Genomic DNA, 23883 nt, shown 5'->3' on the forward strand with positions numbered 1-23883 from the left:
TGGTAGAGACCCTGAATACACTTGGCCAATTAGAAGGCGGCCAAGCACTTAGCCTGAACGCCCAAAGCGTCAGCAACAGTGGCAGTATCCTCGCACAAGGCGATGCCACGCTTAATAGCGATAGTATTGATAACAGCGGAGCCCTGGTCAGTAATCAGGTATTTACGCTGAATGCAGATAGCCTGCACAGTAGTGGCCAGCTGCAAGGCGGGCAAGGTGTGCTTATCGACGCGGCAGAAGATGCCACCTTCAGCGCTGGCAGTGAGTTAGCCAGTGGTGGCGACTTACAGCTGAGTGCCAGCGACTTAGTGATGGCGGGTGAGAGCTTCGTGACAGGCGATAGCACACTGAGTGCCACCCACCTTACGCACAGTGGCGTATTTACTGGTTTAGGCAATGCCGAGCTAGTGGTGAGTCAGGCGCTGATAAACGCCGGAGAGCTGAGTGTTAATGGCGGTTTAGTGGCAAATGCAGGCAGCTTCACCAATAGCGCCTCAGGGCAGATGAATGCAGGCACCAGTCTGCGTATTGATGCAAACACGCTAACCCAAGCAGGGCAATTGACCAGCGGTGTCAGCTTAGCGCTAGTGGGCACTAATCTTAACCATACTGGAACTTCTCAAAGCATTGGAGAGATGCAGTTAAGTGCAGCTAATAATGCTGATCTGGCAGGGAGATTGTTAAGCAACGACTCGATTTTAGTTACTGGATCTGGGATAACGCAAGCTGGGCAACTATCTGCCGCAAAAAATATTGATATTGATGCGTCAAGTGTTGCAATAAATGGCGAGCTATATAGTGGTTTAACAAGCTCTGTTAATGCCGATTCTATTTCATTTAGCAATACGGCCAGTGTTGATGCCAACAATATTAACTTAAGCAGTACCGGTTTATTGCTCAACCAGGGCGCACTGGTTAGTCAACAGCAAATCAATGTAGCCGCCAATGATTTTGATAATCGGGCTCAAGTGGCGGCTGGGGCAAGCATCGCTGCTAATGCCGAGAAGATTAGCAACTCAGGTGCGATATCAAGTAATTCCAATATAAGCCTTAACGCCAATAACACGCTAACTAATAGCAGTAGTATTCATTCTTTGGCGAGAGTTGATTTAAGTGCTGCTAACTTAAACCAAATGGGAGAGGTAAGAGCTAATCAGCTAAGTCTTAACGCCTCTTCTATCTTAAACCACGACGGAGTGAGCTATGTTAGCGGTGCAACGACCTTAAACGCTGGAACGGGTAGCTTAGTGCAATCAGGCACTCTGGTAAGTGGTGGCGATATTAGCCTAATTGGTGGCAGTATTCAGTTGGCTAGCGGCAGTATTACGGATTCTCTTGGCAAGGTAAGTATCGTAGGGAACTCGTTAACTAATCTAGGCAAAGTACTGGCTAATCTTGGTGCAACCGTAGATGTTGTTGGCAGCATAAACAATAGTGGAGAAATACAAACTGCAGGTGTGCTGAACTTAGAAGCGGCAAATTTGTATAACAACGGCAGTCTAAGTGGGCATGGGCTTGTTGTTGATGTAACAGGAGTGGCAGACAATCGCGCTAACGCCGATATTCAATCTACCAATGGTTTGTTGATTGATGCGCAGTCCATCAAAAATAGTGGCCATATTGCGGCGACCAATGATATTACCTTTAACTCAAGCAGTGATTTTACCCAGTTGGGATCGGTTCATAGCTTTGGCTCCATTACAGCTAACGCAGGCTCTGCACTTACTAATAGCGGCGAGATCTTAGCAAATGATGATATTAAGCTAAATGCTAGCGGTAAATTGCTTAATACTGGTGAATTAGAAGCTGGGCGAGATATAAACTTAGTCAGTAGCGCTAATGCGGTGGTTAACCAAGGCGACGTTATTGCTAACCGAAACCTGTCTATTACCAGTTATCAAAGCATTAATAACCAAAACAAACTTAACGCCAAGAACAATTTAAGCTTACTAAGCAATACTGGAACACTTGTTAACTCTGGAGATGTTATTGCCGACAAAGCCTTGAGTTTAACCACCCAAGGTTCACTTACTTTGCAAGGCGGGATCTCGGCGGGTACAGACTTAAGCTTAAATACCAACGGCAACATAGTGAATAACGCCAGCTTGCAAGCCGGCAGAGACATTAATTTAGCTAGCCAAAACTTCACCAATAACAGTACTGTGAATGCTGGTGAAGACTTGGTCATTAGCGCAAACGGCAGTATTACTAACAATGGCGCTTTAGTGTCTGGTCAAGACATGGAGTTGAGCGCTAGCAATATCAACAATGTCAGCTCATTGCTTTATGCCGGCCGTAACATGGCTCTGTACACCACCAATAGCATTAACAATACCTACGGCGACATACTTGCAAATAACAATTTGGTGATGCAACGCAGCGCCAGTGGTGGAGCCAATAATTTAGTAAAAAATAGCTCGGGCACTATTCAAACCATTAATGGTGATATAACAATCAATACTCAGCATTTGCTTAATCAGCGAGAAGTGTTTGATATTGATACCTATACTTCAAGTGGAGAGGATGCCCCAGCTTCAATTACGTTAGATTATGGCGAAGAAAGCTTTCCCGACGTTCAGGTAAATAATCATACGCAAAATGGTTCAGGGGACAGGAGTGACAAGCACTACCAGTCAGTAAGTGCAACTGGAGGTATGAGTTTCACCAAAGATGGAGATGTAAATCGAGTAATCGTAAGTAACTCGAGTAGTAGTGGACAGATTATTGCTGGCAGAAATATGAGTATCAACGCAGCAACAGTTGATAACTTCTATAGTCTTATTCATGCAAATGGCAATTTGGCTCTTACTGGGAATACGCTGGCTAACTTATCTGCTCAAGAAGGTGAAGAGTCAACCCAGTACGTTTATCAACTAGATAGGCTAGAAAACAACCGCTGCAAATCCGCAGGATGGGGACATAGCTGCAAAGTAAATCTAAACAACGTTAGGGCGGTATTCAATTTAATTGATAGCCAAGTAACCCGCAGCGGCGGCACGCTCTACCAAGGCACTATCTCCGCTGGCGACACTATCACCGCCAACTTTACTGGAGGTGTTAACAACGAGCTGCTTTCTCCTTATTCGCCTACCCAAAATGTACAAGACCAAAATACTGGACCCATTAATGTAGGAAGCAGCAGCAGTGCCTCGCAAGGCGGAGCGGTTAACAATCAGCTATCTCATGGCCAAAACCAAAGCGCTAATGCTGCTGTTGGTCGTTCGCATGGCCAAAGTGCCAATGGCGGGGGAGTTGTAAGTGGCTCAACCCAACAATATGTGTGGCAAAATCTGGTTGGTGGGGTTTCGGGCAACCAAGCCGCTTTAGGCAATACCAACAATAATAATCAATCTTTACAAAGTAGCAGTATTAACTCAATCGGTAGTTCGAATGGAACTGTCGACTCTCAGCAAACTAACCATATTGGCTCTGTAGCTGATCGAGACGCAGCCGTTAACGGTAGCCTTGTTGCTACGAATGGCGGTTTTGGCTCCCATTCTTTAGATAGCCATAGCGCACAAAGTGGTGCTGTAAACGCATCGGCAATAGGTAGCATCGGCAACGCTCTTGCCTATGTTAATGCAGAGCAAGCTACAACTAGGGATACCCAGCAAGACTTAGGCGCTAACAATGTATCAAGCGCAGCGGCTAACTCTGGCTCTGTTAGTGCTATGTTCTTGGGCGCACTGGGTGGCGCTTATTCAGCAGCTGATGCTAATGCTGGCCAAGTGCAGCAAAACCAAATTAGGCCTTTAGGTTTAGCTAACGCTAACGTGCAAGCAAGGCAGCAAGATGGTGTAGCTTTAACTCATTTGCAAGGTGCAAACAGTGTTCCTGTACCTAGCTACCCTTTGCCTTCGGCTAACGGCTTATTCATTACGTCACCTAACCCAGATAGCGGTTATTTAATAGAAACCAACCCCGCGTTAACTGACTTTGACCAATTTATTGGATCTGACTACTTGTTTGATGAAATAGGCTTTAATCCCGACGACGATATTCTTCGTTTAGGTGATGCCTATTACGATACTCGCGTGATTATGCAGGCGATATTTGAGCAAACTGGCCAGCGCTACTTAGCTCAAAATATTGGCTCAGAGCTTGAGCAGATGCAGCAGCTTCTTGCTAATGCGGCCGAAGCTAATGAATCTTTAGGTTTAACAGTAGGTATTAGCTTAAGCCAAGAGCAAGTGGCTAATCTTACCGCCGATATAGTTTGGTGGGAAACCATCGAAGTAAATGGCCAGCAAGTGCTCGCACCTAAGTTGTACTTAGCCAATGCAGACCAACAAAACTTTAAAGGCGGCTTAGTGGCAGGCGGTGACATAAACATTAAAGCCGAAGAGCTCAACAACCAAAATACCATTGCCAGTGACGGTCGTTTGCACGTTAATGTGAGTAAGGACTTGCTCAATGACCAAGGTCGACTTAGTGCCAATGATGACTTAATACTGGCCGCTGGAAACAACATCACCAATATTAGCGGCGAGTTGTCGGGTAACAATGTGGCGCTGGTTGCTGGCCGTGACATCACCAATAAAACCTGGGTAAGCCAAGATAATGTAGCCGACGTTCATACCCGAACTGACATCGGCAACATTGCTAGCATTAATGCAGATGGTGATTTGCTGATGCAAAGTGGTGGCGATGTGGTAGGTGTTGCCAGTGAAATTAGTGCTAAAGGCAATGCCCAAATAAATACCGGTGGCGATCTTAATCTCGTCAACATAGATGATACACATCATTTACTGGTTGAAGGTAAGTGGAAAGTTACCGAGCAAGAAAGCACTAAATCAATTAACAGCGTATTGAGTAGTGGCGAAAACTTAAGCATTAATGTGCAAGGTTCGCTAAACAGCATTGCCAGTGACATATCTGCCAATGGTGATATTGCTATTAGTGCTGGCACCGGTTTAAATTTAATAGCTGCGAACGAAAGCTCGCTCGATAGAGTTGAAACAGGGTGGGGCAAAAATAAAGATATAAGCCAATCTAGCCAGCAGAAAGGCAATGAAGTTAATGCAGGTGGAAATTTATCTCTAGCCAGTGGCGGAGATAGTTATATACAAGGTGGTGAATTAAATGCCAATGGAAGTTTAAGCCTTGAAACAGCAGGCGAGGCAATATTTGATGTAACCACCGATAGTGAATACAGCCTCCATCGTAGAGAAAGTAGTAGCTTTTGGGGGGACAACTTATTAGAGATTGAAAAAAGTACCACTTCACGTGAAGGTGTTTCGCTCACTGGTGAAAATATCACGGTTAACAGTAAGCAAGACTTAACCCTCGTCGCCAGTGAGTTAGATAGTAATTCTAACATTACGCTGAGCTCGAGCGACGGCTCGGTAAATCTACTGTCGGCTAACGATGAAAACTACTACCGAAAAGATGAAACCAGCAGTGGCTTTTTTGTCGTCACTTCCGGCGAAGGAGAAACGGCCACCACCGCAAATTACGTGGAGTTGCGTCATCAAGGTGAACTAAGTGTTGAGGCCGCCAATGGCATAGTGGTCGACTTTAAACACGAAAAAGGCCAAAGCATAGAGCAAAGCTTACAAGCCTTTGCCGATAACCCAGATACAGCTTGGATAGCAGAGCTGCAAGGCCGAGAAGATATTGACTGGCAGCAAGTTACCGACGCCTACGACAGCTGGGAATATCACAACGAGAGTTTAAGTGGCCCAGCGGCGGCGATTATTGCCATTGCGGTGGCGGCGGTTACAGCGGGTACAGGACTGGCTGCGGCAGCTGGAACGATGGCGACCAACGCGGCAGCGTCGGTGGGTATGAACGCCACGCTAGCGGGCGCGGTGGGTGCGGCAGGCTCAGCCGGTACAGCATCACTCGTCAATCAAGCGGCCATGGCTCTCGCGAATAACAAAGGGGATATTGGTGGTGCGCTCAGTGACTTGGGCTCTAGCGATACAGTAAAAGGCTTAGCTACTGCCATGGTCACCGCAGGCGCCCTAAATGGCTTTGATGCCGTAGCTGGTTTTGCTGAAGGCACCAGCACCAGCACCAACACCAGCATCAGCACCAGCACTGCAGCGCAAGCCTCAGGCAACCCTATCATCAGTATCCCAACCGGAGAGGTGTCTTGGGCCAGCTTGGGGCGTGGCCTAGCTCACTCCACTCTTCAAAGTGGTGTAGACACCGCAATTAACGGTGGCAGTTTTAGTGATAGTTTGCTAGGCAACTTACAGAATATGCTGGCCAATGAAGCGCATGCTTCAGCATCTGGTTTGATTGGCGACTACAGCGCTGAGCTGGGTGGTGACGGTAGCCTGAGCAAAGGCTTGGTACACGCCGCTGCAGGTGGAGCGGCCGCTGAATTGGCCGGTGGCGACTTCGCAGCGGGGGCAGCTTCAGGCCTAGCCACCGAACTTAGCTCGGACCTAGTTCGGGATAACTTTGGTGATGAGCATGCGGCTACTGTATCTGGGGTGGTTGGCTCTTGGGCTGGCGTGGCAGCGACGGGTAAGGCGGAGGGGGCTTATACCGGGCAGACCGTGGGCGAGACCGTGATGCGGTTTAATCATTTGAGTCATGCAGAAGCTTCAGAACTAGCAGAGCAGCGTGAGGGTTGTAACAGCGGCAACCAATCCGCTTGTGAACGAGTCAATGAACTAAATCGACTAGACTATGAACGGGATCAAGCTCTCAACCTTGCCTGCCAAGATATGAGCAGTGCGGCCTGTCAGCAGCAAGTTGACTTTGCTGAAGAGAATCTAGCAAGTTATGAGGGAAATGTTTCACCATTTGATGAATTTGGAATTAGCCAAGCATACGGTGATGTTGAAAGAGAAGCTAGCGACCCCTCTGGCGCAATCCGTGAGCAACAAATTGGTGGCGTTCATGCGGCAGCGGGCTTGTTGGCTGATTTCACCCCTGGTGTTGGCGATGCTAAAGGGTTTGCTGAAGCGGAATCCAATATGGATTACTTATTGGCAACTGTGGGTTTGGTGCCGGTTGCGGGTGATCTTATTAAGAAAGCTGCTGATGCCTTTGACACAGGGGATATTAGTGCAGCACAAGACTTAGTCGCGCAAGCGATGCGGAAGATTGATGAGAGTCCTAAGCTGCTTGAATACAAGCCGGATGCGTCTAAACAACTGACTGGTGGAACGGATAAATCTGTTGGTGATTTAGCGAATGTGACGCCTCATCAGTTGAGTAGTCCATCTGAAGTAGACGAATTAATCGAACGAGACACTACAACTCTCTGGAGAGCTGTCGAGTTAGAGGAACTTGCTGATGTCCAACATTTTGGGGATTATAATATTCACCCAAACTCAACCTTTAAGAGATTTGCGTTTGATGAGATGTCATTGGATGATTTTGCAACTGCGAACCCGGGTAGAGTTTATACAAAAACCTATATTGAGCTTCCAACTGATAGGTTAGGTGATATGATCCCTCACCCTGATCCAGGAGGCGTTGAAAAAGCAATTGGAATTGATGTGTATGAATATCCAGAGTTCTATGATTGGTTTGATGGAGTGAATATTAAAAATGATTAAATATCGTGCGCGAGTAGAGATTTACTCTAGTGATAGGGGGGGGCGACCATGTGTTCCCACAGGTAGTGGTTTTTCGCCTCATGCGTGCTCGCTTGATGGCAATGAGTACTTGCCCATAGTAATTCACGATGTGCCATCAGCAGCATCATTAAACGAGGAGTTTGAGGCATCAATCGAGTTCTTATATCCGGATAAGCTTGACTATTCCGTCTTGACATCTAGGCAATGCTTTGATCTGATTGAAGGAATTAAACGTATAGGAATAGCTCGAATATACTCCTAAAAATAAAGGACACCCATAAATTTGACGCTTTAATTTTCCTCTTCTGGGCTTAAATACACTAGAAGGGGAATGGCTATGACTCGCGCCCGTGAACAGCAAATTTGTTTAGACAGCACGCCTTATTACCACTGCATTTGTCGCTGTGTTCGACGCGCCTATTTGTGTGGTGAAGACAGGGTAACAGGTACGAGCTTTGAGCATCGCAAGCAATGGATAGTGGATAAATTCACCCAACTCACCCAAGTATTCTCGGTTGAGGTTTGTGCCTATGCGGTAATGAGCAATCATTACCATTTGGTATTGCGGGTTAACCAAGAGCAGGCAGAGCAGTGGAGTGGAGTTATCGTGAAATAAATACCCGCTGGAAGCAGCTGTTCGCAGGCCACAATATGGTAGAGCAATACCTTAACGACCCACAAGCCAAAGATGAAGACCATCCTAAGACGATAGAAAAGCTAGAAGACTGGCGTAAACGCTTATTTGATATCTCTTGGTTTATGCGTTGCCTAAACGAACACATTGCCCGCCAAGCGAATAAAGAAGARCAATGCAAAGGCCGTTTTTGGGAAGGGCGYTTTAAATCCCAAGCCTTATTAGATGAAGCCGCAGTATTAGCCTGTATGGCTTATGTGGATTTAAACCCTGTGCGTGCCCAAATGGCTGATACCCCAGAAGACTCAGACTTTACCAGTGTGCAACTACGCATGCAGGCGCTAAAGGCCGCTAAATCAGAAGAAAACTTACAACCCTCAACTGTGCTACCGTTTACTGGCTACAAAGCCCATGGTGAACCTAGCCCCGGTTTACCCTTTAATCTTTACGAGTATTTAGAATTGGTAGACTGGACAGGCCGCTGCGTGCGAGCAGATAAACGCCGGGCGATACCTGCCAATGTATTACCGATAATGGCTCGGCTTAACATTAACCAGAAAGACTGGTTGAGCGTAGTGAAAGACTTTAATCGGCACTTTATTAGCGCAGCTGGCTCAAATAAACATCTGCAACAACATGCTAGTCAAACGGGCCGGCGATGGTGTGCCACGCATAGTCAGTTACAGCTCTGCGACACCTAGCTTAACTCACCAACATCCCATCAAAGTATTAGTTAAGCTTCTTTAAGGGCTGAGCTATGGCCGCCTTTCGCCAATTTAACTGCGGCTCCGTAACGCAGCCAATGTATCGGTAATCATGGTAACGATTGTTGTTGTCCGCATAGTAAACAGGCAGGCTAGAGTGAGTTTTAGCTTTAGCAATTTATGGGTGTCCTAAAGTAATTCTAATAAACTACCCAGAGATGAGTAGCCAAGCCTTTGTATTTTTTGATAAGTTTGTTGATAGAACGAATATTGGTGGGGATGGTGCCGTGATAAGTCGGCTCATCTCTTGAGTTATCAACACAATAAGCGACATCAGTGGTCTCTTTGTGAACATCTAGTCCAATGAAAAACGTGCTAGATTTAGATATGTCGATCTCCTGTTCTGTTATGACTTTGCATCTAACAGTGTGGCTCTAGTTTGACTAACCCACGATAAACGCAGGAGTTCGACACTTTCACCGGGGATCATTATGTCTATATTTTGAAGGGTGAAAATGTTAGCTACATATATTCGTGATATGTACAAAGAAAGCGATAAAGAAAAACTTGCCGACGCAATTGAGGAAATAGCCTCTGCGGTTGACGTTAATGGGTGGGCATCTTCTGGAGTCTATTGTTTTTGGGATCCTCAAACCAATCATATTCTCTATATCGGATTAGCTAGTGATTTGTATAATCGATTCAGGGAACACAATGGTCTGAAACCATGTCTTGCTAAAGGTTGTAAAAAAGAGCCCATAGCCTCATGGTTCAAAGATAACGATTATCTTGGATATTCAATTTTAGTTCAATCACGTTTAAGTCAAACTGAAGTGGCTAGAAATAATGGAAAGCTTATAAAAAGTTATGCTTCTGATTTATATGATCCTAGAGAAGCAATTGGTATTTCAGAAGGCTTGTTAATAGAGACTGAAAAGTTAAAACATGGGCAGCTCCCCCCTTGGAACAAGATTAGCGGAGCCTCTTACGGTAAAAATAAAGCAAGTCAAATGCACATCGAGCTTACAGAGTTGTTTACGGGAAAGCGCACAGATTTAAGGGTTGCCCAAAAAACGATAAGAGAAATCGCCAGCAGTGCTGAGTTCGAATCATTTGAGCTTTTTCTCCATGGGGTTCGACAAATGATGGCAATTACAGATTGGACCTTTGGTCGAGCTTGGAATGAGCTACCAGATGACTTCTATGCAAAAGATAGAATCATCGAACAAAGCTATGTTCCTAATATTCGAAGTCTGCTAAAAAAAATATAACAAATAAGAATAGGTGTCGCGCAGCCGACACCTTATTCGGGTGTTGAACAAGCCCAATGCTCCCTTCTATAGTAAATAGCGGTGTTGATATTGTCGGGGCCAAGGCCTTGTTACTTTTAGCAAGGCGAGTTTGGCTAAGACAGGGGGAATGGCGCTAAGCCTTTACCTGGCATACGTGATGCTAAGCTGTTATTTTTGTGTGTTTTCATCCTCATGTTAAGCCCTGCCATTCTCCTTATAAGGTTCGCCTTTCGGCTAGCTCGTTCGGCTAATGCCTGTGCAGTGCATGGGGTGTTGGCAGCAAGGGCATGGTCGGGTAGCGCTGTTGTTGTCGGTTTGGAGCGCGTCGAGATTAACGCGTTGCGACACACGCAGTAGTAACTGAATACGCAGCAATACCTGTTTAGCGTTACCCCGTAAAAAACCATAATCTCTCACCCGCTGTAAGCCCTTGGGCAATACATGCTGCAAGATAAGCGTTAAGAATTGCAAGGTAGGCAGGGTGGGGGTTTTGCTGGTGTGGCTTTGGCTATCTTGATACCTAAAACTCACTTGCACATTCTCGCTAAAGCGATGGCATCACGCCTATCGGTTTTGACTTTATCACCAGGCGCTTTAGGGATAAAGGCGGGAGCCACTGCCCAACATTCAATACCGTGCTTAGCTAAATGACGATAAAGCCAAAACCCACAGGGCCCAGCTTCATAAACTACGCAGAGGTGAGTAGCCAAGCCTTTGTATTTTTTGATAAGTTTGTTGATAGAACGAATATTGGTGGGTATGGTGCCGTGATAAGTCGGCTCATCTCTTGAGTTATCAACACAATAAGCGACATCAGTGGTCTCTTTGTGAACATCTAGTCCAATGAAAAACGTGCTAGATGTAGACATGTCGATCTCCTGTTCTGTTATGACTTGCATCTAACAGTGTGGCTCTAGTTTGACTAACCCACGATAAACGCAGGAGGTCGGCACTTTCACCGGGGATCATTATGTCTATAAGCCAAGGAGACCCCGTATTGCACCATGTAATGTTTGATGTCGATGGAACACTTGTCGAGTCCTTTAAATTCGATGAGGAGTGCTACATTGATGCAGTGTCTGAAGCTCTTGGACATAAGCTAGATAGCGATTGGTCTAAATATCCTCACATTTCTGACGCCGGTATTCTGGATCACCACTTGGCACAGCGCGGCCAACTACATACCAGAGAAGATGCACATACTAAGGTCAAAGCTGCATTCATCGCAAACATCAAAGGCCACCTATCTAGCTCATCAGCGAAGCAGGTCAATGGTGCCGCTGAGTTCATCACTCACTTGCGAAAGCAGCCGAACGTAAGTCTTTCTATTGCCACTGGTGGCTGGGGGAAACTGCGCGACTGAAGTTGGAGTCGGCTGGGATTGATGTCACTGGCATCCCACTAGCCTCTTCCAGTGATCACTATTCCCGCACTCAAATAATGAAGCTTTCTTTGCAAAAAGCAGGTATCCCGTCAGGCCATAAACTGACGTACTTCGGTGATGCTGCGTGGGATAAGAAAGCCTGTAAGGAGCTTCAGTTCAATTTTGTGCTGGTAGGTAACCGAATTGAACACAATCAGGCCATCAGCAACTTTGCATGCGTTGAGTAGGCGTGCAGGTTCATTGGCTTATAACAAAGCGCTCCGTCAGAAAACCAAAAGCCTCGCTGCGCTCGAAACGCTTTGTTTTCCGGTGAGCTTAAGCGTTAGAGTTTACGGCAAGTTACGGATGTTCAATTTTCAACTTAAATGTTGTAAGGGAAAAAAATATGGAAATTATAGTGTCTCTCGTAAGCATTTTAGGCGTAATGAGCCTTGGTATAATGAGTCCTGGGCCGAGTTTTGTTTTGGTAGCACGAACCGCTGTGGCAAGCTCAAGAGCTGACGGTTTAGCTACAGCAATCGGTATGGGAGTTGGCGCTCTCTTTTTTGCTACTTTGGCTCTTTTAAGTTTACAAGCAGTATTGTTAAGTGTCCCAACTTTGTACATGGCATTGAAGATACTTGGTGGAGTTTACTTGTTCTACCTTGCTGTTGTCATATGGCGGGGGGCAAAACAGACTATTGACATAGTTAATGGCTCAGGTGACAAGCCAAGTGAGGTTTACCAATCGTTTAAAATAGGTCTAATTACCCAACTCAGTAATCCGAAAACCGCTATATTTTATGGCAGTGTTTTCGCCGCTTTAATTCCTGAAAATTTGTCTATCTCTCTTGTGCTTGTTTTAGTTCTGATGCTATTTATACTTGAAGCGGACTGGTATTCAATTGTTGCTTTAGTTTTATCTTCAAGTGCTCCGAGAAGAGTTTATTTAAACTCAAAGACAGTTTTAGATCGCCTAGCTAGCTTTATTATCGTTGGCTTAGGGCTTAGATTAATTTTTAAAGCGAGCTCAGAGTAAAACTCTAAAAGGCACTTAAACGGAACAAAAACAGTGGCTAAGTTTCGCTTCGCTCCACATTTTAACCCACAACTTTAGTCCGCTTAACAATGCGCTACCCTCAACAATACCAGCTCCATTTGATTGTAAAAATGTAATTTAACTAACTAAGGTAAACAATGGCTAAAGATGCGCACTGTTCAGCAGACTTCAAACATGAGTGGCGCAAACATGAGAAGGCGCTTTATCTTCCCAAAAATAAGCCAGAGGTGGCTGAGGTACCTGCTTTTAAGTTCATCACCGTTAAGGGTGAGGGTAACCCTGGCAATGAAGCCTTTTCGGAATGTGTGGCCGCTTTATACTCGTTAGCCTACGGCTTAAAAATGAACTTAAAGAAAATGGCAAATGAACCAGCAGGGTATACCGATTATACGGTGTATCCGCTAGAAGGCCTTTGGGACATTAACGAGCAAGCTAAAAAGTCATTTAAAGGCACTATCAATAAAGATGACTTGGTGTATACCCTGATGATTCGCCAACCTGATTTTATCGACGAGTCATTATTTAATGAGATAAAAGCCTTGGTTAAAATGAAGAACCCGTCACCGCGTCTTTCATCGGTAAGCTTTGAAACATTGGTTGAAGGTCCTTGTATTCAAATGCTGCACTTAGGCCCTTTTGAAGATGAGCCGCTAAGCTTTTCGCAAATGGAAAACTTTGCCGAAAACGAAGGCCTGAACCGAATTTCAAAACAGCATCGTGAAATCTATTTAACAGATGCTAGGCGTGTGAGCCCTGAAAAATACAAAACCGTATTACGCTTCCAAGTTGAACCCAAAGCCATCGCCCAAGTTTAGATCTTGTCATTACTACTTTAATCGCTAGCCGAGCTTAAAGGTTTGGCGGTTGTTGTTGCATTGTGAATTCGGACACTTAGCTGTTTGTAGTGTTAAGCGCAACTGAGTTTTAATATTTGCCCTGAAAGCTACCAAAGCGAGCACTATTGAAGGTGGGCTATCAATGATGTTAAAAGAGATTATCTACAAGACGGCTAGTGCAATCCTGTTGCCGTTGAAGGCTGCGTGTTGTCACCCAGCCAGAGCAAAACATGCCGTTCTTTTACCCTGAGCTAAAAGCGTTGTGCATGAATTTGCTTGGTACCGTATGTGACCGAGCTTTGTTAGCTTCTTTTCCCTGTAAAACGGATCTTTTCAGCTTCTATAAGCGCATCATGAAAACCTGCTGTGGTAAAAGTAGCGTTATTAAAGCTGACTTTATGCATGCGGTTAAATGAAGAATTAACGATGGCTTTGTCTTTAAGACTTTTGGGCACCAATAAACAATGGTTTTTTTGATGCTTTGACTTAAAGGTGACTAGCTTTCCGGCAACTGTGTGTTGTTGTTCGGCCTTTGTGCAATTACCACTAACAGTGCTTGAAATGATGACGCCACCATCTGTAAAACTAAATTCAGCTAGGTAACCTTGATCTTGACTCAACACTGCAGCATTGTTGTTATTGGCTACATGCCAGTGTTGGGAAAACTCATCGATGTTTGCTAGAGAGCTGGCTGAAACAAACAGGCTTAAAAATACTAAGTAATACTTATTCATATTAGTCTCTCTCACAATTAAAAATTTTGCCTGAGTCAGTATCTTTTAAGCACTCGTATTCAACTCCATCTTTGTAAATTTCTACTTCAATGATTTGAGCATGAGCATTGTGACTAAGCATGATTGAATAGATGAGCAGTGATAATAGTGTTGTGTCGGTCTTTTTCATTGTTGTTGTCTCGTAGCGGTTAAGTTGATGAGGCTATTGTGTGACGTTGGTTGTTTTATTACCAACTAGCACCTTTAAGTTGAGCTTTGAGCTACTGGCCAACTGACCTGTATGTTGAAAATATTCAATGTTGGTTTTGTGGTTTCGTTAAGCTGAGGCGTTATGATGAAAAGCACTTATGCATGGCAAAGTTAACTTTTCGCAGACTCTGCAAAGCCCTTGGTAGATTTATGCATTGCAATTAATGTCATCAACAGGTGGAATAGAATCTAAAAAACCTTTAAGCCAGAGCTAAACAGCTATAGAGCTAGCCAAGCAAGTTATCCAGTAGTTGCTCTTTAGCTGTAAATTAGAAGGCTGTTATACAAAGTGTATGATTTCCCTCAGTAAAAGTAACTTGGGTGAGTGTTACTTTTAACGTCTGCCAACCACGGAGAAATACCAAGATGAACGCATGCCAAACTGGATTTAACCCTGAATACCATGAAGAAGCACCGAGCTTAGAGGAGTTAGCCGAGCTTAAAGGTTTGGCGGTGTTGGAGTTTGGTGCTACCTGGTGTGGCCATTGTAAAGCGGCAGCCGCCGCGGTTGAGACGGTGTTGTCCCCAAAAGATCTTCCGCACATTAAGGTGTTTGACGGTAAAGGTAAGCGCTTAGGACGAGCTTTTAAAGTAAAGCTTTGGCCAACACTGATACTGCTTGATTCAGGTAAAGAAGTTGCTCGAATCGTAAGGCCGGTAGAGGCAAGTGAGGTGCAAGCTTTGTTCGCAAATACAGGTGCTTAAGCTTTTGCTATTGCTTTGGCCTTAATTTAAGTAAAATGCCTCGCTATGGATAGCAAGCCAACGGGTTTGCTATTACGCCCACTTGTTATTTTATAAGTATCTTTATGCAAGCTTTTAGTACCCAGTTCACCTTATCTCGCGAATACTTAGCCGAGTGTTTTGATCAAACATCACCCTTTGAAAAGAAGTCACTGTTAAAGAAGTGGTTTCCAGCCTTGCTGCTGTTGGCAGGTTTAGCACTGCTGATGTTTACCGATCAACCGAAAGTGGCAGGCAGCATGCTTATTGGTTTAGCGATATTAGAGCTTATTCACCTTCGCTTTAAACGAACTTGGTGGCTAACCCGCCAAATGTGGGGCCGCAGTTCTAATAGCGAAGTAAAGCTTAGTGTGAGTGAAGAGGGTATTGAAACTCAAAACCCTTATACCAAAACAAGCCTCGCTTGGAGCGATGTAGAAACCGTTATAGAAACGGAATTAGGTTTTATATTGGTTGCCAAAAGCGGTGGGCGACAGTATTTGTCTAAGTCGCTATTTCCGGCTGAACTGGTGAGCGAGATACTAGCCAAGTTTAACTAACAGTGATTTAGTATCGCTCTCTACTAGCAATTTTGTTCTATAGGCTACTGTGCTGTTGCGTAACACTGCTTCTAGATTTAGCTAGATTCTTAAGGATAAGAAATGTTTAGTCACGTAATGATTGGCACCAACGATTTATCTCGCTCACAAGCTTTTTATGACGAGATAATGCAAGTGCTGGGTTATAAAAAGGGCGTAATGGATGCCAAAGGGCGTTGCATGTATGTCACCGCTTCTGGAGTATTGGGCTTAACCAAACCGATAGATGGAGAAGCCGCCAGTATTGGTAATGGTATGACCGTGGGCTTTTTAGCAAGTAGCCCAGAGCTAGTGAACGAATGGCACCGAGTAGGGCTTGAAAACGGTGGAACCGCGATTGAAGAACCACCAGGTGTAAGAGGCCAGCCACCGCGTGAACTGTATTTAGCTTATCTTCGTGATCCCGATGGTAACAAAATATGCGCAACCCATTTTGTGGCTAAATAGTTTGAGTGAACAGAGTAGCAATGCTAATTGCTGCTTGTTTGTATTAAGCTTTAGGTTGCGTTGGCTATTTAAGCTGTAACCTTTTTCCTTTAGCGGCCAGCGCCGAAAACACCGTACAAGCAATACCAAACAAGGCAATAGTGAGTAGTGGCAGCACCCAGCCTTGGCTAGTGGTATGGATAAAACCAATCATTGAAGGGCCCGTTGCTGCTAGTGCGTAACCAATACTTTGTGACATGCCCGATAAGGCTGCGGCTTGTTGTGAATTACTGGTTTTATGGCCAATAAAACTTAAGGCCACAATAAAGGTTGAGCAGTTACTTAAGCCAAACAAACCCACCCACATAATCGCTAAACTTGGCGCGATTATCATGCCAATTAAGCTAAACACCACCGTTGAAGCACAAAGAGTAATCAATACCGTATGGTTTTTAAGCTTTGCCAAAATAGGCATTAAGGCTAAGCCTGGCACCATGGTAGAAAACTGCAAAAAGCCATAGATATAACCGGCGTCTAATTCACTGTATCCCACATCGTTTAAGATTTTAGGTAACCAACCGGCAAAGGCATAAAAAGTAAAAGAGTTTATGCCAAGAGCTAAGGTAACAAACCAAGCCATTGGTGAGCGTAGTAATGTGCTTATTGCTGGAGTATTGTTTTCTTCTTGCGCTTGCTGCTGTTGCGTTTTACTTGATAGCTTGGGAAGCCAAAATAGCAGTGCAGCTAGGGGGAAGATGAGGTTAAAGGCTAAGGCAAATTGCCAGCCCGATACTTGGCTTGGCGCATGCAGCGACAGCGGCACCATAATGCTAGCAGCTAAAGTAGAGCCCACTCCCATGATAAAAATGTACAGGGAAGACACTTCGGATATGCGCTCGGGGAAGAATTTTTTTACCACTGCCGGTAGCAATACGTTACCAAAGGCTATACCTGCACCTAGCAGCACCGTACCAAGATATAAGGGGGAAACATAACCTAAAGAGCGCACACCAACACCTAAAGCAACACACAGTAGTGACACAACAAGTGCTTTTTCTAAGCCTACTCGTTGCGCCAGTTTTGGCGCTAATGAAGAAAACACTGCTAAGGAGATTAACGGCAGGGCAGTAACAAAACCTGCTTGTGCGGCGTTTAGAGAAAGGCTCTCCATTATTTGTTCTAAAACAGGCGCTAGGCTAGTGAACGGTGCTCTTAAGTTAAGAGCGACTAAAAACACGCCTATTAAGGTAAGTAATGTAACAGGTGATAAACGAGGCATCTTGGTTACTGCGAAGATAAAAACAAGATTTTACATCAAATTAGCATATTTGTATTACATATTTGCTATCAGTTTACAGATTAAATTGTTGTCCGGTATCGCCGATAGCCATGGCTTATTCTCAGGTGTAGAGTAGGACTTTGAATAATCACTAGCGTTACTGGTTTCACTATACATGGAGAACTTTATGTCTTACGAAATACTGGTGGGTTTACAGGTAATTGATGATGCAAAGTATGCTGAATATCGCGCTGCGATGAAGCCCATTTTAGCTGACTATCAAGGCCACTTTGTGTATGACTTTAGGGTGTCGGAGGTGCTTAAGACCGAACAGCAAGATTCACCTGAGCAACGTAAAATTAACCGTGTTTTTACCATTAACTTTAGCAGTGAAGCTCACATGGAAGACTTTTTTGCCGACGCCAGTTACTTAAAAGTTAAACAGCAGCATTTTGTGGATTCGGTGGCTAGTACCACCATAATTTCTGCTTATCAGAAAGCGGATTAGGTGAAGTACCCATAGTATGCAGAGTGTGTTCTGGTCGCTAGCTTAGTTGCTTAACGGTTTTAGAAAAAAAGCGCCACTCAGGGGAAGTGGCGCTTTTGCTTACGGTCTTGGTGCTAGGGCCAAGAGATTGCTAAGGCGTTAGCGCTGTGGCGGGGCGGAGAAGTCCCAAACCACCATGCTGGCAACCGTTAGCTCACCGTTATGTTTAAAGTCAACATTCACGGTGTTGTTGGTAGAGAGGTACTCTACCGGTACAGGAATTTCTAGCGTAGCAAAGTAACGGTCTGACGAGTATTTAGCCGGACCACGCCAATCGATAGGAGTGGTCACTTCGTTACCATTTACTACTAGCGAATTAATGGTTAGTAGGCCACCTTCGATGTCGTCTTGGTCTGGGAACAAGGCTACGGTTAAGCGTAACTGTGCTTCAGCAGCGCCACTTGGAACAGTAAGATTGTTAACTTTAACGGTTTTTGCACCACCATTTACGCTAATGCGATGAGGCACAGAACCGCCACTAACACTTTCTCCAAAGTATTTGTGCTCGGTGACTTTTTGGTTAATGTTAACGTTGTTGCTCAAGGTGTAACGCAATACCACAGTGCCGTCGCCAGCTAAGGTTAAGCTAGAAGGAAGCTGCTTTTTATGGCGGCGTTCTAGTTTAGTGTGCTCTACGCCTTCGAAGTACATTTGACGTAGTTCAACGTTACTCACGTTTAAGCCGGTAAGGCCCGCAACATTTAAGTTTACGCTGGTATCATGCTCTTCAAGGTTGTTAATGATTACAAACAACTCGTTGCCATCGACGTATGCGTTAACCTGAACATCTGGATCCGTTGAGTGAGTGTCAACGCGGGTGCCATCTACATCAGCCCAAAGCTCAAAGAACTTGATGTAAGAAGACCACTGCCAATCACCATTATTTAACGCTGATTCCATGATCATTGAGTAGTGGTAAGGTGCTGTACAGTTAACCGTAGCATCGTAGCCACAACCGCCTGGTTTGTATCCCCATAAAGGTTTAGCTGGGGTAAATGGCATTGACTTAATCACGTAATCTGGACGTTGCAAGAACTGCATTAACATACCGTTAAACGCTTTTAAGTTTGCGATGTCGTAACGCTCTTCGTGCGGCAGTTCATCCCACGCGCCGTTTACTGCGCCGTATTCAGACAGCACAAGCGGCTTGCGGTTTTCTAGACCACCTAAGTTAACGTCGTACCATTCCATCATGTCTAACATGGCTTGCACGTGTCCACCACGGCGAACCGTAGCTGCGCGGCCTCCGGCTGTTTCACTAGGCCAGTCGTAAATATGTACTGAGTAGAAGTCCATATCGGCACCGGCTTCTTCCATAAAGCCACGCCACATTACATCCCACTGATACCAATCGCTTTCACGCGTATCGTCAACCGTGGTTTGCATAGCTTCGGTAAACATTGCACAGGCTTCTTCGTCTACCCAAGCACATAGGTAGTCGTCTTGGTGGCGAGAGATACCATCGCGACGGTAGAAGTCATGTTGTCCCCACGTCATACCACCAACCATTGGAGCTTCATCACCTAAAGCTTGCTTAATTTCTTGAGCAACTAGTGAGTGATAGCGCCAAATGTCCTCTTGGTTAGTCACCATGAACTGACCAGTCTTCATTAACATGTCTGGTTCGTTTATCACTTCCCAGAACTTAGGCATTGGCTCACCAACGTTGCTGTTTTGTGAATTGGCATAGTAGTTGGCGAGGTAGTGACCCATCCATTTAGCGGACGTTTCAATGTTTTTCGGCTGCCAACCAGTTGACGTCATACCATTGTCGTACCAGCTAAGGGTAGGGTAAGTTGGATGCGGATTTGTACCCGCAATCAGCTCGGTGTTGCTTGGAGAGAAGCGTTTATAAAACTCGTTGTTGGCGTAGTCTTCACGCAATACTTTACCGCGGTTTACCATCCATTCCATATCTGGGTTATTCGCTAAAGATGGATCTTGAGCGGTTTCTTTGAAGCGCCAAGTTGCAGTACCGTTGTCTCGGCCTAAGGTTACTCCAAGCGTATTCACCACATAGTTAAGCTTATCGCTGTGGCCATTCCAATCTTGCTCGTAAATCGCACTGTGCATAGTAATGTGGCGGTTACGACCAAAGTCAGACACTCCATTAACTTCATGCAGCATATTGGCATTCACACTAACTGATACCGTATGGCTGTTGCTTAGTTGTGAAGTAGAACAACCTTCTGAATTGGCAAACTCGTCGACAGGTGTATTTGGACAAATATCTACACTGTCTGCAACGCCATCCTCGTCGGCGTCACTACCTAACACTGGACAACCCTGAGGGTTTACATTTTGGCCAAAAGGCGTGTTTGCACATTGATCAATGGTATTTGGTATCCCATCAAAATCGTCATCGTCACCGCCAGTGCTTGCACAGCCTATATCGTCAACAAAAGCACCTTGAGCTGTGTTGGGGCATTGATCAATGCGATCATTGATTCCATCTTGGTCGGTGTCCTTTTGCGAAGGCGTACAACCATTTGAGTCAGCCACTTCATCACTTGGACTGCTAGGGCAAATGTCATCTACATCTGGAACACCGTCGCCGTCACCATCGATAGCTAGATCAACATCGCCTATGCGACTAAAGCTGATACTGTCGATATTGAATTGGAAATCAGCAGAGCCTGCACCGTAGATGCGAATAGTGTTGGTACCGCTAAAGATATTAAATTTGCCATTACCTGGCTGGGTATAAAACGTATCCCAATCGCCACCTACGCTATTCACTGTGGTAATGTTTTTAATCGTTAACTGGCCGTTATGGTCAGTCACCATTAAACCTACTGCAGTGTCACTTAAAGTACCGGTAGACACTCGGTAACTAGCATCGTACAAACCACCGTTTTCAAGTGCTACGTAAAACTCTAAGTAATCACCTGAGTTGAAGTAGTTAACGGCTTTACCGTTAGCTAGGTCGTAAATTTGTACTTCGCCGCCAACTGCTTGGTAGTTTTCTGCTTCTAGGGTGAAGCTGCCAGCTACTGGTACTGGATCGCTACCATTACCAGGTGGAATGACTACTGGAGGGTCAGTTGGATCGGTCGGGTCTGTCGGGTCAGTTGGATCGGTCGGGTCCGTAGGATCAGTTGGGTCCGTAGGGTCCGTAGGGTCCGTAGGGTCCGTAGGATCAGTTGGGTCAGTAATGTCTCCTTCGCGCAACAAAGCAAAGCTGGATAAGTTCCACTGCCAGTCGTTGGTGCCAGAGGCATTTAAACGTAGTTGCACAGACCCGCTAGGCATTGACAGCAGGTAGCTTGGTTTTAGAGATTGGTAGTTATCCCAACCGCCAGCTGCAACAGAGGATTTCCCTGCGGTGGTCCATCCATTCCCTGTATTTAGTAATACTTCAATTTCTACGCCGGCATCTATAGCTGTAGCAATTAAATATTCAATGCTGTAATCACCAGCTTCAGCAATGTTTAGGCTGTAGTCTACATAATCACCTTTGTTTATGTAGTTGATAGCGCTTACGCCGTTGGTGGTGTAGGTGCTAACTGGCGAGGCTTGGCCATCAGCAAAGCTACCTCCACTCGCACTAAAGCTGGTGGCTTGGGTAATTAGAGCTTCTGGTGGAACTACAACAGGGGGCTCTGGGTCAACCGGTTCACCGGATACTTTTTGCAGGGTGAAGTAGTCTAAGTTCCACTGCCAATCATTGCTGCCAGAGGCTGCGATTCGAATATCTGCTTGGCCACTGGGCAGTTCAATAGTGTGGTTTGGTGCAAGTGCTTGAAAATTATCCCAGCCTGCAGCCGATACGCTGGTTCGCCCTTGCGAGACCCATGCGTTACCATTTTTCACTAGTACTTCAATTTCAGTGCCGTTTGGTATGTCGGTACCAATAAAGTACTCAATGCTGTAAGTCCCGGCTTCAGTAATATCTATTTGATAATCTAAGTAATCGCCTTTGTTCACAAAGTTTATTGCAGTAGCACCATTCACCGTATAGGTACTCACTGCAGCAATTTGGCCGTCGTCGAAGGTTCCGCCAATCATAACGAAATCTTCTGCCTCTACTCGTATTGCTTCACCAGCCGCTGCTGAACATACACCTATGCTCAGAATTGAACTGACAGCAAAGCAGAGCGGAGCCATTTTCATTGCCTTGATAGTCATAAAACTTCCTATGTTTATATCCTAGTTATTCATTCGCGTTGTTACTTGTTGATCTGTTAAAACGCAATATGCTCAATTTTGGTATACCAATTATGGTTACCGTGTTTAGTTATCTAAGGCTTAACCTTGTAAAAGTTGCTTAGCGTGTTTGCGTCCAATAGCCGCCAAGCTACTTAAGCTGCGGTGCTTAAGTAATATGATTGCGCTATCTAAAACGTTGATCACTTGTTGCCACTCCTTGGGTTAAGCGATTCAAGAAATAGCTACCTCCTTATCGGATTATTCGCCTCCCTAAATAACGCCATAGGTTGACCAATTTGTTTGTAGTTAAGCAAATAAATAGCATCATTGGTTATCCAAAATTTAGAGTTTGATCACAATTGGTTGATCAATATTTATTTTTACTGGGTGAATAATTACTTGATTAGGCGAACTGTGGGGCAGTTCAAAATTTGTACTTTATGCGTTTCATGGAATTTTCTGGTTGAAGGTGTTGCGGCTAACTGGTCTGATTTGTAATTCTATTAACTCATTGTTTCATAGTATTTATCTGCTATTTCAGCCGAGGTTTTGAGTTAAGGCTTGTCACTGAAACTTAAAAGGGAAGTGGAAAATAATTGAACGTTATTTGCTCAAATTGCTTTAGCTAAGCTGTTGTTAAGTAATTGAATAATATGCAAGTATATTGCATAGCATTGATGTTCTAGCGGCATAACTGTTTCTGTCTTGTTCTAATGGCCTTAGGTAAATAGACAAGCTTATAAGTACACGAGTGATGAATGGAAACACGAACAGGAAAATTATCTAAAAGATCAATATTAGCTTTGTTGGTTACTGCTGTAGCAGCTTGCTCACCGCTTAAGGAAAGCTACACAGTTGAAGATTTTCAAGGCTATTGGATTTATGGCTTTGAAACCTCAGTATTTGAGAGTTGCATGGGAGAACGATATTGGATGTGGTCTAGTGACGATGTTGAAGGACTTTACCAACGAGAAGGCTACTACAACCCTGTGCATGTAAGCGGCTACATCCTGCCACCCAGCCCAGAGCAAAATATGCAGTCATATTTGCCTGAGCTGAAGGTGAAGAATATGACCTTGCTAGAAACCGTGTGTAACTAGCTATTTTTTCCGGTAAATCTAATTTTCTCTGCCTGTATTAATGCATCGTGAAAACCATTTGTGGTGAAGCTGGCATTGTTAAAGCTAACTTTTTTCATGCGGTTAAAAGATGAGTTAACCACAGCCTTGTCTTTGACGCTTTTAGGAATTAGAGAACAGTGAGTTTGTTGCTGCTTTAGCTCAAATGTCACTAGTTTACCCGCTACTTTATGTTGTGTAAGGTCACTGGTACAGCTACCACTAATAGTGCTAGATATGATTACGCCACCGTCTACAAAACTAAACTCAGCAATGTAGCCTTGATCTTGACTTAGTACTGCAGCGTTATTGTTGCTAGCTACTTGCCACTGTTGAGCTAGGAGCTTGTTGTTTGCAAAGGCACTTGTTGAAATAACTAGGCCTAAAATGAAAACCAGATGCTTATTCATATTAATCTCGCTCACAGTTAAAAATTTTGCCAGAGTCAGTGTCTTTTAGGCACTCGTATTCAATTCCTTCCTTATAGATTTCAACTTCGATGATGTGAGCGCTGGTAGTTTGGCTAAACATTAACAAACCAAAGATAAGCGATAGTATTGCGGCTGTATTTGTTTTCATTTTATTGTCTCGTTGCTGTTTGCTTGGTGAGCCTATTTTGCAGCGCTGCC

The 23883-nt window shown here is 44.7% G+C and carries 19 protein-coding genes; 12 read left to right on the top strand and 7 right to left on the bottom strand.

The features are described 5' to 3' along the window. The 4 genes from G6R11_RS20165 to G6R11_RS20175 form a co-directional block, all read left to right on the top strand. Positions 1–7520: DUF6862 domain-containing protein (locus tag G6R11_RS20165; protein WP_163134872.1), on the top strand; the 7520-nt coding region annotated here is incomplete at its 5' end. Positions 7521–7878: 358 nt separating this feature from the next. After that, complete coding sequence (locus G6R11_RS21840; protein WP_240352513.1) at positions 7879–8157, top strand: transposase; 279 nt, start codon at positions 7879–7881, stop codon at positions 8155–8157. Then, positions 8133–8876, top strand: a complete 744-nt coding sequence (locus tag G6R11_RS20170; RefSeq protein WP_240352514.1) for a transposase — start codon at positions 8133–8135, stop codon at positions 8874–8876. Before G6R11_RS21840 ends, G6R11_RS20170 begins: the two co-directional genes overlap by 25 nt. 518 nt (positions 8877–9394) lie before the next feature. Then, positions 9395–10150, top strand: a complete 756-nt coding sequence (locus G6R11_RS20175; RefSeq protein ID WP_163134874.1) for a hypothetical protein — start codon at positions 9395–9397, stop codon at positions 10148–10150. Between the two features lie 255 nt (positions 10151–10405). Here the strand turns inward: G6R11_RS20175 and G6R11_RS22000 are convergent, their stop codons facing one another. Next, positions 10406–10702: a transposase gene (locus G6R11_RS22000; protein ID WP_163134876.1), complete on the bottom strand. Its 297-nt coding sequence runs from the start codon at positions 10700–10702 to the stop codon at positions 10406–10408. Next, a complete protein-coding gene (locus G6R11_RS20185; protein ID WP_163134878.1) occupies positions 10699–11040 on the bottom strand; it encodes a transposase in 342 nt (113 codons plus the stop codon). The genes G6R11_RS22000 and G6R11_RS20185 overlap by 4 nt, the downstream gene beginning before the upstream one ends. A gap of 101 nt (positions 11041–11141) precedes the next feature. Between G6R11_RS20185 and G6R11_RS20190 the strand changes: the two genes are divergently transcribed. The 3 genes from G6R11_RS20190 to G6R11_RS20200 all read left to right on the top strand — a co-directional run bounded on the left by G6R11_RS20190 (position 11142) and on the right by G6R11_RS20200 (position 13409). Next, positions 11142–11534 (top strand): HAD family hydrolase, encoded by a 393-nt coding sequence (locus tag G6R11_RS20190; protein ID WP_163134880.1) that lies wholly within the window; start codon positions 11142–11144, stop codon positions 11532–11534. A gap of 406 nt (positions 11535–11940) precedes the next feature. After that, the gene (locus tag G6R11_RS20195) at positions 11941–12573 is read left to right on the top strand and encodes a LysE family translocator (RefSeq protein ID WP_163134882.1); all 633 of its coding nucleotides are present in this window, start codon (positions 11941–11943) and stop codon (positions 12571–12573) included. A gap of 158 nt (positions 12574–12731) precedes the next feature. Further along, positions 12732–13409, top strand: a complete 678-nt coding sequence (locus tag G6R11_RS20200; RefSeq protein ID WP_163134884.1) for a GyrI-like domain-containing protein — start codon at positions 12732–12734, stop codon at positions 13407–13409. Positions 13410–13732: 323 nt separating this feature from the next. Here G6R11_RS20200 and G6R11_RS20205 read toward each other — a convergent pair whose 3' ends face one another. After that, complete coding sequence (locus G6R11_RS20205; RefSeq protein WP_163134889.1) at positions 13733–14164, bottom strand: hypothetical protein; 432 nt, start codon at positions 14162–14164, stop codon at positions 13733–13735. 615 nt (positions 14165–14779) lie between these two features. Between G6R11_RS20205 and G6R11_RS20210 the strand changes: the two genes are divergently transcribed. The 3 genes from G6R11_RS20210 to G6R11_RS20220 all read left to right on the top strand — a co-directional run bounded on the left by G6R11_RS20210 (position 14780) and on the right by G6R11_RS20220 (position 16182). After that, the gene (locus G6R11_RS20210) at positions 14780–15118 is read left to right on the top strand and encodes a thioredoxin family protein (protein WP_163134891.1); all 339 of its coding nucleotides are present in this window, start codon (positions 14780–14782) and stop codon (positions 15116–15118) included. A 104-nt stretch (positions 15119–15222) separates the two neighbouring features. Next, positions 15223–15696 carry a YcxB family protein gene (locus tag G6R11_RS20215; protein WP_163134893.1) on the top strand — a complete coding sequence of 158 codons (474 nt, stop codon included), beginning with the start codon at positions 15223–15225 and terminating at the stop codon, positions 15694–15696. A 102-nt stretch (positions 15697–15798) separates the two neighbouring features. After that, positions 15799–16182 carry a VOC family protein gene (locus G6R11_RS20220; RefSeq protein ID WP_163134895.1) on the top strand — a complete coding sequence of 128 codons (384 nt, stop codon included), beginning with the start codon at positions 15799–15801 and terminating at the stop codon, positions 16180–16182. A 64-nt stretch (positions 16183–16246) separates the two neighbouring features. Here G6R11_RS20220 and G6R11_RS20225 read toward each other — a convergent pair whose 3' ends face one another. After that, the gene (locus tag G6R11_RS20225; protein ID WP_163134897.1) at positions 16247–17440 is read right to left on the bottom strand and encodes an MFS transporter; all 1194 of its coding nucleotides are present in this window, start codon (positions 17438–17440) and stop codon (positions 16247–16249) included. Between the two features lie 187 nt (positions 17441–17627). Here G6R11_RS20225 and G6R11_RS20230 point away from each other — a divergent pair, with 187 nt between their 5' ends. After that, positions 17628–17948 carry a DUF1330 domain-containing protein gene (locus G6R11_RS20230; RefSeq protein WP_163134899.1) on the top strand — a complete coding sequence of 107 codons (321 nt, stop codon included), beginning with the start codon at positions 17628–17630 and terminating at the stop codon, positions 17946–17948. Positions 17949–18086: 138 nt separating this feature from the next. Here the strand turns inward: G6R11_RS20230 and G6R11_RS20235 are convergent, their stop codons facing one another. Then, positions 18087–22115: a carbohydrate-binding protein gene (locus G6R11_RS20235; RefSeq protein ID WP_163134901.1), complete on the bottom strand. Its 4029-nt coding sequence runs from the start codon at positions 22113–22115 to the stop codon at positions 18087–18089. A gap of 779 nt (positions 22116–22894) precedes the next feature. Here G6R11_RS20235 and G6R11_RS20240 point away from each other — a divergent pair. Next, positions 22895–23236, top strand: a complete 342-nt coding sequence (locus tag G6R11_RS20240; protein ID WP_163134903.1) for a hypothetical protein — start codon at positions 22895–22897, stop codon at positions 23234–23236. Here G6R11_RS20240 and G6R11_RS20245 read toward each other — a convergent pair. Together G6R11_RS20245 and G6R11_RS20250 are read right to left on the bottom strand one after the other, a co-directional pair. After that, positions 23233–23664: a hypothetical protein gene (locus G6R11_RS20245; RefSeq protein WP_163134905.1), complete on the bottom strand. Its 432-nt coding sequence runs from the start codon at positions 23662–23664 to the stop codon at positions 23233–23235. The two genes, G6R11_RS20240 and G6R11_RS20245, sit on opposite strands and share 4 nt — an antisense overlap. A gap of 1 nt (position 23665) precedes the next feature. Then, on the bottom strand, positions 23666–23833 hold the full coding sequence (locus tag G6R11_RS20250) for a hypothetical protein (RefSeq protein ID WP_163134907.1): 168 nt from the start codon (positions 23831–23833) through the stop codon (positions 23666–23668). Positions 23834–23883: the final 50 nt, after the last annotated feature.

The sequence above is a fragment of the Agarivorans sp. Alg241-V36 genome (assembly GCF_900537085.1).
GTDB lineage: Bacteria > Pseudomonadota > Gammaproteobacteria > Enterobacterales > Celerinatantimonadaceae > Agarivorans.

Excerpts from the sequence above, each read along its gene's own strand:
- G6R11_RS21840 (WP_240352513.1), top strand. The coding sequence starts at position 7,879 with ATGACTCGCGCCCGTGAACAGCAAATTTGTTTAGACAGCACGCCTTAT.
- G6R11_RS20175 (WP_163134874.1), top strand. The coding sequence starts at position 9,395 with ATGTTAGCTACATATATTCGTGATATGTACAAAGAAAGCGATAAAGAA.
- G6R11_RS20185 (WP_163134878.1), bottom strand. The coding sequence starts at position 11,040 with ATGTCTACATCTAGCACGTTTTTCATTGGACTAGATGTTCACAAAGAG.
- G6R11_RS20190 (WP_163134880.1), top strand. The coding sequence starts at position 11,142 with ATGTCTATAAGCCAAGGAGACCCCGTATTGCACCATGTAATGTTTGAT.
- G6R11_RS20195 (WP_163134882.1), top strand. The coding sequence starts at position 11,941 with ATGGAAATTATAGTGTCTCTCGTAAGCATTTTAGGCGTAATGAGCCTT.
- G6R11_RS20200 (WP_163134884.1), top strand. The coding sequence starts at position 12,732 with ATGGCTAAAGATGCGCACTGTTCAGCAGACTTCAAACATGAGTGGCGC.
- G6R11_RS20205 (WP_163134889.1), bottom strand. The coding sequence starts at position 14,164 with ATGAATAAGTATTACTTAGTATTTTTAAGCCTGTTTGTTTCAGCCAGC.
- G6R11_RS20210 (WP_163134891.1), top strand. The coding sequence starts at position 14,780 with ATGAACGCATGCCAAACTGGATTTAACCCTGAATACCATGAAGAAGCA.
- G6R11_RS20215 (WP_163134893.1), top strand. The coding sequence starts at position 15,223 with ATGCAAGCTTTTAGTACCCAGTTCACCTTATCTCGCGAATACTTAGCC.
- G6R11_RS20220 (WP_163134895.1), top strand. The coding sequence starts at position 15,799 with ATGTTTAGTCACGTAATGATTGGCACCAACGATTTATCTCGCTCACAA.
- G6R11_RS20225 (WP_163134897.1), bottom strand. The coding sequence starts at position 17,440 with ATGCCTCGTTTATCACCTGTTACATTACTTACCTTAATAGGCGTGTTT.
- G6R11_RS20230 (WP_163134899.1), top strand. The coding sequence starts at position 17,628 with ATGTCTTACGAAATACTGGTGGGTTTACAGGTAATTGATGATGCAAAG.
- G6R11_RS20235 (WP_163134901.1), bottom strand. The coding sequence starts at position 22,115 with ATGACTATCAAGGCAATGAAAATGGCTCCGCTCTGCTTTGCTGTCAGT.
- G6R11_RS20240 (WP_163134903.1), top strand. The coding sequence starts at position 22,895 with ATGGAAACACGAACAGGAAAATTATCTAAAAGATCAATATTAGCTTTG.
- G6R11_RS20245 (WP_163134905.1), bottom strand. The coding sequence starts at position 23,664 with ATGAATAAGCATCTGGTTTTCATTTTAGGCCTAGTTATTTCAACAAGT.
- G6R11_RS20250 (WP_163134907.1), bottom strand. The coding sequence starts at position 23,833 with ATGAAAACAAATACAGCCGCAATACTATCGCTTATCTTTGGTTTGTTA.